This window comes from Mesorhizobium sp. M0159 (assembly GCF_040322295.1).
Lineage (GTDB): Bacteria > Pseudomonadota > Alphaproteobacteria > Rhizobiales > Rhizobiaceae > Mesorhizobium.
Genome location: NZ_JAMYTF010000022.1, coordinates 38,502 through 53,838 on the forward strand (window position 1 = coordinate 38,502; position 15,337 = coordinate 53,838).

The 15,337-nt window shown below is 62.5% G+C and carries 16 protein-coding genes; 10 read left to right on the forward strand and 6 right to left on the reverse strand.

The window, feature by feature from the left end; all coding sequences use genetic code 11:
• Nucleotides 1-92: 92 nt before the first annotated feature.
• From NKJ32_RS20620 to NKJ32_RS20655, 8 genes are all read left to right on the forward strand, one after another.
• On the forward strand, nt 93-1,316 hold the full coding sequence (locus tag NKJ32_RS20620; RefSeq protein WP_352785057.1) for a septal ring lytic transglycosylase RlpA family protein: 1,224 nt from the start codon (nt 93-95) through the stop codon (nt 1,314-1,316).
• A 131-nt stretch (nt 1,317-1,447) separates the two neighbouring features.
• Complete coding sequence (locus NKJ32_RS20625; protein ID WP_352593887.1) at nt 1,448-2,578, forward strand: D-alanyl-D-alanine carboxypeptidase family protein; 1,131 nt, start codon at nt 1,448-1,450, stop codon at nt 2,576-2,578.
• A gap of 64 nt (nt 2,579-2,642) precedes the next feature.
• Entirely contained in the window at nt 2,643-3,317 is a 675-nt protein-coding gene (gene tmk / locus NKJ32_RS20630) for a dTMP kinase (RefSeq protein ID WP_352448921.1), read from the forward strand.
• The gene (locus NKJ32_RS20635; protein WP_352828676.1) at nt 3,314-4,369 is read left to right on the forward strand and encodes a DNA polymerase III subunit delta'; all 1,056 of its coding nucleotides are present in this window, start codon (nt 3,314-3,316) and stop codon (nt 4,367-4,369) included. The genes tmk and NKJ32_RS20635 overlap by 4 nt, the downstream gene beginning before the upstream one ends.
• A gap of 153 nt (nt 4,370-4,522) precedes the next feature.
• Nucleotides 4,523-6,073 (forward strand): methionine--tRNA ligase, encoded by a 1,551-nt coding sequence (gene metG / locus NKJ32_RS20640; RefSeq protein WP_352828678.1) that lies wholly within the window; start codon nt 4,523-4,525, stop codon nt 6,071-6,073.
• Nucleotides 6,073-6,867: a TatD family hydrolase gene (locus NKJ32_RS20645; RefSeq protein ID WP_352593880.1), complete on the forward strand. Its 795-nt coding sequence runs from the start codon at nt 6,073-6,075 to the stop codon at nt 6,865-6,867. The genes metG and NKJ32_RS20645 overlap by 1 nt, the downstream gene beginning before the upstream one ends.
• Before the next feature lie 3 nt (nt 6,868-6,870).
• Nucleotides 6,871-7,689, forward strand: coding sequence for an MBL fold metallo-hydrolase (locus tag NKJ32_RS20650; RefSeq protein WP_352636703.1), 819 nt, complete (start codon nt 6,871-6,873; stop codon nt 7,687-7,689).
• 196 nt (nt 7,690-7,885) lie between these two features.
• Entirely contained in the window at nt 7,886-8,476 is a 591-nt protein-coding gene (locus tag NKJ32_RS20655; protein ID WP_352754740.1) for a hypothetical protein, read from the forward strand.
• Nucleotides 8,477-8,578: 102 nt separating this feature from the next.
• On the opposite strand, the gene NKJ32_RS20660 is transcribed toward NKJ32_RS20655, so the two are convergent.
• The 4 genes from NKJ32_RS20660 to NKJ32_RS20675 are packed head-to-tail and all read right to left on the reverse strand — an operon-like array spanning nt 8,579 to nt 11,201.
• A complete protein-coding gene (locus NKJ32_RS20660) occupies nt 8,579-9,133 on the reverse strand; it encodes a DUF2076 domain-containing protein (protein ID WP_352754737.1) in 555 nt (184 codons plus the stop codon).
• A gap of 32 nt (nt 9,134-9,165) precedes the next feature.
• Complete coding sequence (locus NKJ32_RS20665; protein WP_352568614.1) at nt 9,166-9,873, reverse strand: Bax inhibitor-1/YccA family protein; 708 nt, start codon at nt 9,871-9,873, stop codon at nt 9,166-9,168.
• A gap of 24 nt (nt 9,874-9,897) precedes the next feature.
• Nucleotides 9,898-10,671: an anti-sigma factor family protein gene (locus NKJ32_RS20670; protein ID WP_352448928.1), complete on the reverse strand. Its 774-nt coding sequence runs from the start codon at nt 10,669-10,671 to the stop codon at nt 9,898-9,900.
• Nucleotides 10,668-11,201 (reverse strand): sigma-70 family RNA polymerase sigma factor, encoded by a 534-nt coding sequence (locus tag NKJ32_RS20675; protein WP_502896622.1) that lies wholly within the window; start codon nt 11,199-11,201, stop codon nt 10,668-10,670. Before NKJ32_RS20675 ends, NKJ32_RS20670 begins: the two co-directional genes overlap by 4 nt.
• Nucleotides 11,202-11,419: 218 nt before the next feature.
• On the opposite strand from NKJ32_RS20675, the gene NKJ32_RS20680 reads away from it, so the two are divergent.
• Nucleotides 11,420-12,604 (forward strand): amino acid aminotransferase, encoded by a 1,185-nt coding sequence (locus NKJ32_RS20680; protein WP_352828683.1) that lies wholly within the window; start codon nt 11,420-11,422, stop codon nt 12,602-12,604.
• A 139-nt stretch (nt 12,605-12,743) separates the two neighbouring features.
• Entirely contained in the window at nt 12,744-13,568 is an 825-nt protein-coding gene (gene mazG / locus NKJ32_RS20685; RefSeq protein ID WP_352828686.1) for a nucleoside triphosphate pyrophosphohydrolase, read from the forward strand.
• A 6-nt stretch (nt 13,569-13,574) separates the two neighbouring features.
• Here the strand turns inward: mazG and hflX are convergent, their stop codons facing one another.
• Together hflX and hfq are read right to left on the reverse strand one after the other, a co-directional pair.
• The gene (hflX, locus tag NKJ32_RS20690; protein ID WP_352568611.1) at nt 13,575-14,966 is read right to left on the reverse strand and encodes a GTPase HflX; all 1,392 of its coding nucleotides are present in this window, start codon (nt 14,964-14,966) and stop codon (nt 13,575-13,577) included.
• Nucleotides 14,967-15,212: an RNA chaperone Hfq gene (hfq, locus tag NKJ32_RS20695; RefSeq protein ID WP_006202172.1), complete on the reverse strand. Its 246-nt coding sequence runs from the start codon at nt 15,210-15,212 to the stop codon at nt 14,967-14,969.
• Between the last annotated feature and the right edge of the window lie 125 nt (nt 15,213-15,337).

Here is a 15,337-nt window from a genome sequence, read left to right on the forward strand (position 1 = left end):
GGGCGTCGCCGGCGTTTCTGGAGTGGGTGCTTTGGCATCGCTGACGTTCATGCTGCGGTGCCTTCGTCGATGCTATAGGGGATAATCAAAATATGCAGACCACGGCGCGCCCGCGTCTTCGTCGCGCTTCCGCTTTCGCGCTGTTTGCCTTGTCGGCAGCCTTTCTTGCAGCATGTGCCGGGCCGCAGCAAAAGGCGATGGTCAACAAAAAACCTCGCTCCAAGGAATATTTTTCCGAAGCCGAATACGGCGTGAAAGCCAGCCCGCGCGTCATGTTCAAGACGTCTCGCGGACGCGACCAGCTCGGCAAGCCCTATCAGGTGCGCGGCAAGTGGTATTATCCGAAGGAAGACAAACGTTACGCCAAGGTTGGCCTCGCATCCTGGTACGGTGAGGCCTTCCACGGCCGGTTGACCGCCAACGGCGAAGTCTACGACATGGCAGATCTGACGGCGGCGCATCCGACCATGCCGCTGCCGAGCTATGCGCGGGTCACCAACATGAAGACCGGCAGCTCGGTGATCGTGCGCGTCAACGACCGCGGACCCTATCATGATGGACGCATCATCGATGTGTCGAAGCGCGCTGCTGAAATGCTCGATTATGCCAACATCGGTACGGCCGAGGTGAAGGTCGAATATGTCGGCCGTGCGCCGCTCGAAGGCAATGACGGGCAGTATCTTGTGGCTTCGTATCGTCCAGGCAACAGGGCGCCGGATCCGTCGGACGGCCTGCCCAGCGGTGTCATGGTCGCGATGAATGGGCCGTCGCCAAGCCTGCCGGTGAGCGCTGCTGCCGTGCCGTTCCCCGGTCAGCTGACGAATTCCGGGCAGGGATCCGATGCAGGGCCTGTCATGGCAGTGCAAGCATCTGCTTTGGGAGACATTGTACTGCCCGATTTCGGCCCGATCGTGCCGGAGCGCCCGGAGATCAACCTGCCGGCGCAATCGCCGTTCACCGTGGCGTCGCTGTCTTACGCGGACGAGCGCGTGCAACGCGCCTCCAACGCGTTTGCCGAGCTGGATGGCGCCGGCATGTCGCCCGCCGAAATTCTTCAATCGTGGAAGCGGCAAGCTCCTCCAACCGGGTCGCCCACGGACTATGTCGCGGCGGGTTCGTTCGAGAATGCCGCCGAAGCGGAGCGTGTGGCGGCCCAGCTTTCCAGCTTCGGCAAGACCGAGATCCAGCGCTCGGAACTTGAAGGCAAGGACTGGTACTCGGTCAACCTCTTTGCCGACGGTCGTGGCAGCCTGGACGAGATGCTGCAGGCAGCGTGGTCGCATGGTGCGCCGGATGCGCTTGCTGTACGCAACTGAGCTCGGGGCTGCCTGGTTTTTTCGCGCGCGATTGATCCGCCAGGCAAAAGCCTGATAGCTTCTGCCAACTTGCAAAAGCGCCGGCTCACTGGTCGAACCTGATGAAATCTTTTCACCCTTTCACCGGGCTTATGGCGCTCGGCCTGCTGCTGCTCTCGCTTGCGCCGGCCTCAGCACAGCTTTTCGAGACCAAGGCCGCGCAGGCCTTCATGATCGATGCCGAAACCGGAACCGTGCTGTTTTCCAAGGACGCCGACAGGTTGATTCCGCCGGCCTCGCTGGCCAAGCTGATGACGATGGAAGTGGTTTTCGACGCCATCAAATCAGGGCGCATGACGCTCGATGATACCTTCGTGGTGAGCGAGAACGCCTGGCGCAAAGGCGGCGCTCCTTCGGGGACATCGACCATGTTCGCCAAGCTCAAGTCGACGATCCGGCTGGAAGACCTGATCCAGGGCGTGACCGTGCAGGCGGCCAATGACGGCTGTATCGTCATTGCTGAAGGGATGGCCGGGTCCGAAGCAAACTTCGCAGCGCAGATGACCGGGCGTGCCCGCCAGATCGGCTTGCAGAAATCGACTTTCGTCAATTCCACCGGTCTGCCGGCCGATGAGCAGCAAACGAGCGTTCGCGAACTTGCGCTTCTGGCGCTGCATATCTGGCGCAACTACCCGGATCTCTACCGCTATTACGGCCAGAAGGATTTTACCTGGAACAAGATTTCCCAGAGGAACCGCAATCCGCTACTGGCCATGGACATAGGCGCCGACGGGCTCGCGGTCGGTGCCAGCGAGCAATCCGGGTTCGGCATTGTCGGCTCGGTCAGCCACAACGGCACAAGGGTGATCGCGGCGATGAGCGGCCTGGCAAACGACCGTGAGCGTGCTGAGGAAGCGCGAAAGCTGCTCGACTGGGGCGTTCGCTCCTTCGAGAAGACTGAAGTATTCGCCAAGGACGAAGTGGTTGGCGAAGCCCAGGTCTTTGGCGGCGCCAAGTCCGGTGTCGCGTTAAAGGCAAAAGGACCGGTGCAGATCTTCCTGCCGATCACCAACCGCGACAAGCTCACCGCCAGGATCGTCTATGACGGACCGGTGGCAGCGCCGGTGGAGGAGGGGCAGCCGGTGGGTACGCTGCGCGTCTGGATCGGCGATACGCTGAGCCAGGAGACGCCGCTGTTTGCCGCCGAGTCGATCGGTGTCGGTTCGCTGCCGCAGCGCGCGCTCGACGCCGCCAAGGAACTGGCCGTCGGCTGGCTGCGTTAGCACCGTCGCGGTGGACCTTTTTTCCCGCCGGGACTATACGGTCCCCGAAGTATGGACAAAGGCTTTGGCGCGCGGATTTTTCATCACTTTTGAAGGCGGCGAAGGAGCAGGCAAGTCGACGCAGATCGAGCGGCTGGCAAAGAAGATGCGCGCCAAGAAATACGATGTGCTGGTGACACGTGAGCCGGGTGGCTCGCCGGGCGCGGAGGCGGTCAGGCATGTCCTGCTTTCAGGCGCAGCCGAGCCGTTCGGCCCCAAGATGGAAGCGCTGCTTTTCGCCGCTGCGCGTTCCGACCATGTCGAACAGGTCATCCGGCCGGCAGTCGAGCGCGGTTCGGTCGTGCTTTGCGATCGTTTCATGGATTCCTCGCGCGTCTACCAGGGCGTGACCGGCGGCCTCGACCCGGCATTCATGGACGCATTGGAGAAGGTCGCCATCAACGGCATGGTGCCGGACATGACACTGATCTTCGACATCGACCCCGCCGAGGGCCTGAGGCGCGCTACCGCCCGGCGGGGCAGCAGTGACGGACCGGACCGCTTCGAGAAAGAAACGTTGGCCATCCACCAACGCCGGCGCGAGGCGTTTCTCGCGATCGCCTCAGCTGAACCCGAACGCTGCGTTGTCGTCGATGCCTCAGCCGACCTAGATGCGGTGGAGGATGTCGTTACCGCCGCGGTGTTCGCGGCTCTCGAGAGGATGATGCCGGCACAAAGAAGGCAGGCGGCGCCAGCATGATTTTCGAACGCATCGCGCCCGAACAGCACGATACGCTGGACGGGGTGCCCGAGCCATCCGAGACGCCGCGTCTTGTCGGTCACCTGCAGGCGGCCAACATGCTCGCCACCGCTTACCGCTCGGGAAAGCTGCCGCACGCACTGATCTTTGCCGGACCGGTTGGCATCGGCAAGGCGACGCTGGCCTTTCACCTGGCGCATCATCTGTTGAAGCACCCGGCCTTCGAGCAGGCGCCGGAAAGCCTTGCCGTTCCAGATCCGGCTTCGTCGCTGTTTCGACAGATCGCCACCGGCGCGCATCCTTCGGTGCTGCATCTTACACGCCCGGCGAACGACAAGACCAAGAGCTTCAAGACAGTGGTCACGGTCGACGAAATCCGCAAGGTCAGCCGTTTTCTGTCGCTGACCTCGCACGACGGCAGCTACCGGGTGGTTATCGTCGATCCCGCCGACGACATGAACACCAATGCTGCCAATGCCTTGCTGAAGAATCTTGAAGAGCCACCCGCGCGCACCTTGTTCATCCTCATCGTCCATGCGCCGGGCAGTCTGCTGCCGACGATCCGGTCGCGCTGCCAGATGGTGCGGTTGGCGCCGCTCGATGCCGAGAACTTGATGACGGTTCTGGAAGGCATCGAGCCGACGCCACCGGAGGATCCTGGGGCGCGCGCGGCGCTGGCGGAGCGGGCAGGGGGCAGCGCGCGCAATGCGATCCTGTTGACGCAGTATGGAGGGCTCGAAATCGCCGCCACCCTCGACGCCCTGGTCATGTCCAAGAAGATAGATGTCGCAGGCGCCTACCGTCTTGCCGAGGCGGTCGCCGGCCGCGACCAGGCAATCCCGTTCGAGATATTCAATCGCCGCGCGCTTGATCTGCTGTCGGCCGGCGCCAGCCAGGCCGCGCTCGCCGGCGATCTCGCGCGGGCCAAAACGCTGTCGGATACTTGGCACGAGGCTTTGAACGCTATATCTGAAACCGAGACCTACAATCTCGACAAAAAGCAGCACGCCCTGACCATGATCGACCGCCTGAATTCTGCAATGCGAATGTGACGGCCGCTGGCGTGGCTTTGAAGCCCCTGAGTATTGATCCCAATCAATCGCAGGAACTTCGAAGCCACCACATTGGCGTCGGATGGCAATTGCCGTTTCGATGCGATATCTCACCGCGACATCTTTCATTCAGACATTCATGACGGCTCATCCATGGCACGCGAAAAATACTACGTCACGACGGCTATTTCCTATCCGAACGGCAAACCGCATATCGGCCATGCCTACGAGTTGATTGCCACCGACGCGGTGGCCCGCTTCCAGCGGCTCGACGGTAAGGACGTGCTCTTTCTCACCGGCACCGACGAGCACGGCATAAAGATGCTGCAGACGGCGAAGAGAGAAGGTATTTCAGCGCGCGAGCTGGCAGACCGCAACTCGGCCGATTTCGAGCGCATGGCCGTCGCGCTCGATGCCTCCAACGACGATTTCATCCGCACCACGGAAAAGCGGCACTACAAGGCCTCGCAGGCGATCTGGAAGGCGATGGCCGCCAATGGCGACGTCTATAAGGGCGGCTATGCCGGCTGGTACTCGGTGCGTGACGAAGCCTATTACGGCGAAGAAGAGACCGAGGTGCGTGCCGACAATGTCCGCTATGGGCCGCAGGGGACGCCGGTCGAATGGGTCGAGGAAGAGAGCTACTTCTTCCGGCTGTCGGCTTATCAGGACAGGCTCCTTGCACTTTACGAAAACCAGCCCGATTTCGTCGGTCCTGCCGAGAGGCGCAATGAGGTGATGAGCTTCGTCAGGTCCGGCCTGAAGGACCTATCGATCTCGCGCACCACGTTCGACTGGGGCATCCCGGTGCCGGGCGACGAGAAGCATGTGATGTATGTCTGGGTCGACGCCTTGACCAACTACATCACCGCCGCCGGCTATCCGGATCTGGCCAATGAGAGATGGTCGTTCTGGCCGGCAAACGCGCACGTCATCGGCAAGGACATCGTCCGCTTCCACGCGGTCTACTGGCCGGCTTTCCTGATGTCGGCTGGCATCGAATTGCCGAAGCGCGTGTTCGCGCATGGTTTTTTGTTCAACCGCGGCGAGAAAATGTCGAAGTCGGTCGGCAACGTCATCGACCCGTTCGCGATGATCGAGCACTACGGCCTCGACCAGGTGCGCTATTTCTTGCTGCGCGAAGTGCCGTTCGGCCAGGACGGCAGCTACAGCCATGATGCGATCGTCAACCGCACCAATGCCGACCTTGCCAATGGCCTCGGCAACCTGGCGCAGCGCTCGCTGAAGATGGTCGCCAAGAACTGCAGCGGCGCGGTGCCAAAGCGCGGCGAACTGACCGAAGCCGACAGCGCCATCCTCGACCAAGCGGTGGGGGCACTCGCCGTCGCGCGAAAGGCGATGGCGGATCAGGGCATCCATTTGGCGCTGGCGGCGATCTTCGGAGTGGTGGCCGAAGCTGACCGCTATTTCGCCTCTCAGCAACCCTGGGCGCTAAGCAAAAGCGATCCAGAGCGTATGAAGACAGTTCTGTGGACGACGATCGAAGTCGTCCGGCGCGTGACGCTGCTCTGCCAGCCCTTTGTTCCGGGGTCGGCTGCTAAGCTGCTCGACCTGCTGGCGGTGCCGGCAGACAACCGTGACTTTGCGCATGTCCACGCCGACTATGCGCTGGTGCCCGGCACGGCATTGCCCGCGCCGGAGGCGGTCTTTCCGCGTTACGAAAAGCAGGACGCGAACGCCTGATGCTGGTCGACAGTCACTGCCACCTCGACTTTCCGGATTTCGCCGAAGAGCGGACGGCCATTGTCGCCCGCGCCCTAGCGGCCGGCATCGGCCGAATGGTGACGATCTCGACGAGGGTGAAGCGATTTAACCAAGTGCTTGAGATTGCAGAGACTTTCGATGAGGTCTATTGCTCGGTCGGCACCCATCCGCATAATGCGGCCGAAGAGCTTGATGTCACTGTCGATGATCTGGTGCGGCTCTCTGCTCATCGCAAAGTGGTGGCGATTGGCGAGGCCGGACTCGACTATTTCTACGATCATGCGCCGCGCGACGCACAGGCGCAGGGCTTTCGCACCCACATCGCCGCGGCGCGCGTGACCGGTCTGCCGCTGGTCATCCATTCGCGCGACGCCGACGACGACATGGCTGATATCCTCGAAGAAGAAACGGGGAAGGGCGCCTTCCCCTTCATCCTGCACTGTTTTTCGTCGGGGCGCCGGCTGGCCGAGATCGGCGTGGCGCTCGGCGGCTACGTCTCGTTTTCCGGCATCCTGACCTTCAAGAACTCCGCCGAGCTGCGCGCCGTCGCCGCCGATGTGCCGCGCGACCGTCTGCTGCTCGAAACCGACGCGCCATACCTTGCGCCAATCCCGTTTCGCGGTAAGCGTAATGAGCCCGCCTATGTCGCGCATACAGCCAAGGTGCTGGCCGAGACGATCGGCTTCAGCGAGGCCGAGATCGCTAATATCACCACGGATAATTTCTTCCGGCTGTTTAGGAAAATGCCGCGCCCGAGCGCGCCGGGCGCCTGACGCATGAGCGACCGGTTACGTCTTACCGTCCTCGGCTGCGGCTCATCGCCGGGCACGCCACGCATCACCGGCGACTGGGGCAATTGCGATCCCGCGGACCCCCGGAACCGGCGCACGCGCACCGCAGCGCTCGTCGAGCGGATCGCGGCGAGTGGCGCCCGGACCACGGTCGTCATCGACACCGGCCCGGATTTCCGCGAGCAGATGCTGCTGGCATCGGTCAAGCGCATCGATGCGGTGGTCTATACACATCCGCATGCCGACCATATCCACGGCATCGACGATTTGCGCGGCTTCGTGCTCGAGCAGCGCCACCGGATCGACATCCATGCGGATCAGGCTACCATGCTGCGCCTACGCGAGGCGTTCCGCTACTGTTTCGAAACACCGAAAGGCAGTTCGTATCCGCCGATCGTCAACGCCCATATCATCGACCACCACAGGCCGGTGGTGATCGCAGGCGAGGGCGGCGCCCTCACCCTCGAACCGCTGCTGCAGCTCCATGGCGACATCACCTCGCTGGGTTTCCGCATCGGCGGGCTGGCCTATTGCCCTGACGTCAGCGACTTTCCGGAGGCGACCGCCAAGCGTTTGCGCGGGCTGGACATGCTGGTCATCGACGCGCTGCAATACACCGTCCATCCGAGCCATCTGTCGCTTGGCCAGGCGCTTGGCTGGATCGAAAGACTGGCGCCGAAGAACGCGGTGCTGACGCATATGCATGTGCCACTCGACTACGCTACGGTAATGGCCGAGACGCCGGCCAACGTCGAGCCTGCTTATGACGGCATGACGATCGAAATCCCTTACGAATCAGCGTGAAAGACTAAGTTTTTACGGCCTGGGTTCCCGAGTTGGATCTCGCGAGGTGCTATCTTCACGTCACATCCAATCGGCCATGCCAGTTCCATAATCTATCTTATGCGACTACGCCTATAGCATCCGTTGGCGGCGAGATCAGGCCGGTCACTCTTAGACATTCGCAACAGCGGCAACGGGCATGCTAGGGTTGGGAATCATGAAAACGCTTCCGCTGCTTGCAAGTCTTGCCCTCACCCTCGCCTGCGCCCTCACTGGCGCGCGAGCGCAGGACTTTGATCGTGCGCCAGGCGAGAACGACCTGGCTTTCGCCAAACGTGTTGTTGGGTTCGCCGACAATGCTGATCCGCACACCGCAGTAGTGAGCTGGAACGGCCTCCAGACACTCTTCGTCGATTACCAGACCGCTGAGGACTATCCGGAACGCCCGCTCGTCGCGCTGCAACGGCTAGCTGACAATAGATATCGCGCAATCCAGGTCACAATCGGTGAACAAGAGGGCGACACACCGGACATAGCGCTCGGCCTCGCCAACGCCGACCACGACCCGGCGAAGGAACTGATCGTGATACTTTCCTGGGCTCAGATGCACTACGATGTCGAAGGGACGCTCTACGAAGTTCGCATCTTCGATGGCCCTAAGCCAGGCCAGAAGGCGCTGACTCAATTGAAAGCGAGCCGGAAGTTCGACGCCACATGCGACTGCCATTGGCGCGACGGCACAACGAAGCACTTCCGCTTCAAGACGATCGCGGCGGTCAAGGCTGAACTGAAGCGCCTGGGCTATTAGCCGCCGGCGAGGGCTCGCTTCCCGGATGTTGCCCTCGCCACCTCGCCTATGCTGACCCGCAATCGTCACCAGCGCCAGCACAGGCACAGGCTGGGTCGCTCGTCAGAACTCCATATCACCGAAGTCACCGCCATTATCGGAGCTGGAATCGCCTGCCTGATCGGCTTCGTCCGGCTGCGGCGTCGGCTGTTCAGCTGCCTTCGCTTCGCTGCCGCCAAACACGCCGGCGATCGCGTTGCCGAGCAGCACGCCGCCCGCCACGCCCATCGCGGTCTGCGCGGCGCCGGCAAGAAAACCGCCGCCTGCCCGCTGTGGCGTGTCCTGCGGCCCTTCAGTTGCAACGGAGGCGGTGCGCCCTACCCGCGGAACCGAGCCTGAGCGCCTGCCGCCGCTGCGGCCGAAGAAGCCGCTGAGCGGTCCACCGCCGGCCGGCTGCCGCGCCTGCTCCTCCAGTTCTTCTATGCGCGCCTGAGCTGCGTTCAGGGCCTGCTCCTGCACCACGATCGTCTGGGCCATGTAATATGGCGCCCCAGGCTGCTGGGTGATCTGGTCCTGGATGAAGCGCTCTGCTTCGGCATCGCGCGGCGGCGCCTGGCGCTCGGCGCTTGCCAACTTCTCGAAGAGCTGTCCGATCGCTTGCTGATCGTTTCTGTCCATGATGTCCAACTCCGGTCCTGGTTCAACGCCGGCTATTCGCGCTCGCCGGTGAAGTTCAACAGCAGTTGGAAGATGTTGATGAAGTTCAGATAGAGCGAGAATGCACCGAAGACAGCGAGTTTCTGCTGTGATTCCGCGCCGAAGTTTTCTGCATACTGCTCCTTGATCGTCTGGGTATCCCAGGCGGTGAGGCCGATGAAGACGGCGATGCCGATCACAGAGATCGCGAATTGGAGCGCGGTCGAGCCCAGGAAGATATTGACGATGCTGGCGATCACCACGCCGATCAGGCCCATGATCAGGAACGACGAAAACTGCGTCAGGTCGCGTTTGGTCGTGTACCCGTAAAGGCTGGTCGCGCCGAACATGGTGGCGGCGACGAAGAAGGTGCGTGCGATGCTGGTGCCGGTAAAGACCAGGAACACGGAAGCCAGCGACAGGCCCATGACCGCGCAGAATGCCCAGAACATCGCCTGGGCGCCGGCTGCCGACATCGCCTGCATCCGAAACGAGAACAAGACCACAAAGGCCAGCGGGGCCAGCATCACCACCCATTTCAGCGGTGTGGAGAAGATCGGCACGTAAAGAGCGGGCGTGGAAGCCACCACGAACGCGATCACGCCCGTAACGACGAGGCCAAGGCCCATATAGTTATAGACGCGCAGCATGTGCCGGCGCAGGCCTTCATTGTAGACGGCTCCGGCTCGGGCTTCGGCCCCGATATATCCGAGATTGTTCATGTGGTTCTCCTTCTTGCAGGTCGATCAGTAAAGCGTTTTGGCGAGGGCTTCGGCCGTGCGATCGAGACCGCCGACATCGCTGCGTCCGACGACCGCGTAGGCGACCTCGCCGATCTGGAAATAAGCCGAGGAAACTTCGCCCGAGGGAACGACGGTCGGCTTGACGACGTCGAATGTTCCGGGCCTGATCGCGAACAACGAGACCAGCCCCATCTCTTTCGTCTCGACAGCCATCTCGACGCTCGGTCCGAATTGCGATGGATAGATCTGCACGTCACGGACCGTCCAGTCCGCTGGCAGCGATGGCATCACGATCGCCGTCGCGGCGCGGATTTCGTCGGCATTGTAGCCGGGTGCTTCGGGTTGCGACGACATCGCCTCGCGCACGAGCGTCGTGCGGTGCGCCCGGACCGCGTCCTCCACATAGGCCGGCGGATGGGTCGAAGCGACGACTTCCGTCACCGATATCGGTCCGATGAGCCCGTTCGCAAGCCAGCCGGCAGCGACGAAGACAGCGACTGCCGCAGCTCGCTGCAAAGCACCAAGGACGCGGCCGCGCGCCAATCCCCGCTCCAGCCGCCGTGCAGCATCGGCCGTCGCGGGCCGCGCCATGCCTTTCGATCCGGCAAGCGCCACGCGCAATTCGTCACGCATCCGTAAGTCGGACATCACCCGCGCGGCCGCGTCCGGGCGGGCCGAAAGGAACGCCTCGACCTCGATGCGACGAGCCACGTCCAGCTGATCGTCGACATAGGCGTCGAGATCGGCGTCGGTCACGGGATCGCGCAGTTGGTTCATGATCCACCTCCGACGATCTTCAGATGGCCTTTCGCGCGTGCCGGCACCGCGTCCTCCATCTCGCGCAGGGCCGCACGCGCCCTGCCGATGCGCGACATCAGCGTGCCAAGCGGCACGCCACTCACCTCAGCGGCCTGGCTGTAGCTAAGCCCCTCGATGGCGACGAGATGCAACGCCGAACGCTGCTCCTCCGGCAATTCGAAAAACGCTTCGCGCACCTGCGCCAGACGGACCGAATGTTCCTGCGGAGCCTGGACATTCGCCTCGGCGAGATAGCCGGCCTGTTCGATGCGCATTGCTTCGGATTTGCGGGACCGCAGACCGTCGATGAATGCATTATGGACGATCGACAGCAGCCATACGCGAAGATTTCCGCCGGAGCGGAAGCTGCCGCGTCGCTCATAGGCACGCACCAGCGCATCATGCACCAGATCCTCTGCATCGGCGCTGTCGCGCGTCAGCGAGCGTGCATAGCGGCGCAGCGAACCGAGCTGTCCCAGAATATCGAAGCGTGGCATCGGCCGTTTCATGTCCTGTTTACGGAGCAGGTCGGGATGTTAATCCCGCTCTCCCCGAAATTTTCTTACGGCTCGCCGCGTTCTCGTCCTGGGAGATATCGGGCCCGCTCTCGCCCGCCAGATAGTATCGGCCGCCCTCGAGGCAAACCGGCGCCGAGTTGGCGCATATGAAACTGCTGGCAAAGTACGGCCGGTTTGCGTATCACTCCGCCGCCAACGGAACCTTATCGATGTTCGAAAATCTCCAGCCCGCGCCTGCCGACAAGATCCTGGCCTTGATCGGTCTCTATCGCGCCGACCCGCGTCCCGACAAGGTCGATCTTGGTGTCGGCGTTTATAGGGATCGCGACGGCAAGACGCCGGTGATGCGCGCGGTGCGCGAAGCCGAAAAGCGGCTGCTGCAGGGCCAGGATACCAAGACCTATCTCGGCCTTGCCGGCGATACCGCCTTCAACGCGGCGATGGCCAGGTTGGTGTTCGGCCCAGCCCCCGACCTGACGCGCATTCGTGCGGCGCAGGCGCCAGGCGGCTCCGGCGCGCTGCGGCTGGTAGCAGAGCTGCTGAAAAGGACCCGCACCGACGCGATGGTCTGGCTGTCGGATCCGACATGGCCGAACCACATGCCGGTGATGCGCGCCGCTGGCCTGCAGACACGCGAATATCCCTATTTCGACGCTGCTTCTGGTGCGGTTCGCTTCGACGACATGCTGAATGCATTGAGAACCGCCAATCCTGGCGACGTCGTATTGTTGCATGGCTGTTGCCATAACCCGACAGGCGCCAATCTAGACATCTCGCAATGGGCTGCCATTGCCGATCTTGTCGTTGAGCGCGGCCTGCTGCCCTTTGTCGACATCGCCTATCAGGGCTTTGGCGAGGGACTTGATGCGGATGCCGCCGGCTTGCGCCTTCTGGCGGCAAAAGTTCCGGAAATGGTCGTTGCCTCGAGCTGCTCGAAGAACTTTGCCGTCTATCGCGACCGAGTCGGTGCAGCGCTGATCATGGCGAAAGGTGGCGCGCAGGCGGATTTGGCGATGGGCCAGATGCTGTCGGCGGCGCGCGCCATGTATTCGATGCCGCCGGACCACGGCGCGGCGGCGGTGCGCATCGTGCTTGAAGACCCCGCATTGCGTTCCGACTGGGAGGCAGAGCTTGAAGAGATGCGGCTGCGCATGCTGCGGCTGCGCGTCCAGTTCGCCGAGGCGCTGCGGCGGCAGTCCAACTCCGACCGTTTCGATTTCGTCGCCAGCCATCGCGGCATGTTTTCCCGGCTTGGCCTGTCGGAAGCGCAAGTCGGGCGGCTGCGCGCCGAGCATGCCATCTACATGGTCGGCGACAGCCGCATCAACGTTGCCGGCCTGCCCGAGGACGGCATGGATGCGCTCGCCAAGGCGATAGTCTCCGTGCTCGACTGATACTTTTTGCTAGTTAGGATCTTTTCCGGAAACCGGCTTCCACTTTCGGATCATGGTCTGGCCGCCCATCTGTGGACAAGACGCCCTCGCCGGCTGAAGCCGTTGGCCGCGCGGCCAGGTACAGGATAGCGTTCGCCTGATGAAACCCTCGAAAGACATTTCCCGGCTGATCGAGATCATGGCCGCGCTGCGGGCGCCGGAAACCGGCTGCCCGTGGGATATCGAGCAGGACTTTTCGACAATCGCGCCGTACACGATCGAGGAAGCCTACGAAGTGGCGGACGCCATTGCGCGCGGCGACCTCGACGATCTGCGGGATGAACTCGGCGATCTCCTGCTGCAAGTGGTCTACCACGCGCAAATGGCCGAGGAGGCCGGCGAATTTTCATTCGGCGATGTGGTCCTGGCCATCACCACAAAAATGATCCGCCGCCACCCCCATGTCTTCGGCGACGACAAGGCGCGCAGCGCCGGCATGGCCAAGGGCATGTGGGAAAAGATCAAGGCAGAGGAAATGGCGGAGAAGCGCAGTGCGCGCCTCGCCCGTGGGCTCGACCCGGAAGACCATGGCAAGGGCTTTCTCGACAGTGTGCCGGTCGCCCTGCCCGCGCTGACCCGGGCGCTCAAGCTGCAGGAAAAGGCCGCCCGCGTCGGCTTCGACTGGAGCGAGGCGGCACCGATCCTCGACAAGATCGAGGAGGAGATCGGCGAACTACGCGAGGCGCTGGCCAAAGGCGACACTGCGCCGATCAAGGACGAGTTCGGCGACATGCTGTTTGCAGTCGTCAATCTCGGCCGGCACCTCAAAATTGATTCCGAAGCGGCACTCAGCGGCACCAACGAAAAATTCCGGTCGCGCTTCCACTATGTCGAGCGGACGCTGCAAGCGTCGGGAAACAGCCTCGAAGAGGCGACGCTGGACGAGATGGAAGCGCTCTGGCAGCAGGCAAAAAGCGCGAAGTAAACGCCTCTACCCGTTGTTTTGACGGCGCAATCGGCTTTCGATCTCTTGCCGAGCGCTGTGTGTAGCCTTGAGCGCGACGGTTACGCTGCCATCCTCATTGTCGTCGCGCGAGATGATGTCGCCGTTGCGGTAAAGCCAGTCGACGACGCCGAGTTGGTCGGGCTTGAGTGTGACGGTGAACGTCTCCAGTTCGCCCGACATCATCGTCTCGATGATCGCCTTCAGCGCATCGATGCCCTCGCCGGTTACCGCCGATATGGCGATCGGCGGTGCCTTCTTGCCGTCAGCACCATCGGCAAGCAGCCGCGCCCGGTTGCCCTCGTCGAGCCGGTCGATCTTGTTCCATACTTCGATGACGCGCTTGCTATCGCGGGCATCGACGCCGAGATCGGCAAGGATGCGCTCGACATCTTCGGCCTGCGCGGCCGTATCGGGATCGGAGATGTCGCGCAGATGAATGACGAGGTCTGCCTCGACCACTTCCTCCAGCGTCGCCCTGAAGGCCGCGACCAGATGCGTTGGCAGGTCGGAAATGAAGCCGACCGTATCGGAAAGGATGATCGGCGTGCCGTGCGGCAGGCGCACGCGGCGCAGCGTCGGGTCGAGCGTGGCAAACAGCATGTCTTCGGCCAGCACCCCTGCTCCGGTCAGCCGGTTGAACAGAGTCGACTTGCCGGCATTGGTGTAGCCGACGATCGCCATCACCGGAAATGGCACCTTCTTGCGCTTGGCGCGGTGCAGGTCGCGGGTGCGGCGCACAGTTTCGAGCTCGTGCTTCAGCTTGGTGATCTTGTCCTGCAGCACACGCCGATCCGACTCGATCTGGGTCTCGCCAGGGCCGCCGAGAAAGCCGGCGCCGCCACGCTGGCGCTCGAGGTGGGTCCAGCTCCGCACAAGGCGGCCTTTCTGGTAGTTGAGATGGGCAAGATCGACCTGCAGCGTGCCTTCCTTGGTGCGGGCGCGCTCGCCGAAAATCTCCAGGATCAGCCCGGTGCGGTCGAGCACCTTGGCGTTCAACTCTTTTTCGAGGTTGCGCTGCTGTACCGGGGTCAGCGGATGATCGACAATGACCACTTCCGCGTGGCCCTCTTTGACGATCTCAGCGAACTCCGCCACCTTGCCGCTGCCGAGCAAGGTCGCCGGGCGTGGATCGTTGACGGTCACCACCGCCGTGTGGACCAGGTCGAGGTCGATTGCGCTGGCGAGGCCGACGGCCTCGTCGCGACGAGCCTCGGCGGAACGGCTCAGGCGGGGGCGGTTGGTGTCGTCGTCGCCACGCGGCTGCCGGGTAAGCACCGGCACGATAACCACCGCCCGGGTCGGGCCGTTGGCCTCTGTCCCGGTCTGATGTGCTGGTTTTCCGCGAACGCTGCGGTCCGCGTCTTTCTCACGTGCCAATCAGGCGCCCTGGCTTTCCTCACCATCGAACATCTGAACCGGCTGGCTCGGCATGATCGTGGAAATAGCGTGCTTGTAGACAAGCTGGGAATGGCCGTCGCGACGCAGCAGAACGCAGAAATTGTCGAACGAAGTGACCACGCCGGTCAGCTTCACGCCGTTGATGAGAAAGATGGTGAGTGGATTTTTGCTCTTGCGAACTGAATTCAGGAACAGGTCCTGAAGATTTTGCGATCGTTCCGCCATTGTTCTTGTCTTTCGCCGATCCCCTTCGGTTTGCAGGCCAATGCGCCAAATTAGCCGGCACATGTCAAGCACGCAAACACCATCTTGCCGTCAGTAACGACAAGCAGAACGAGATATATTGATGT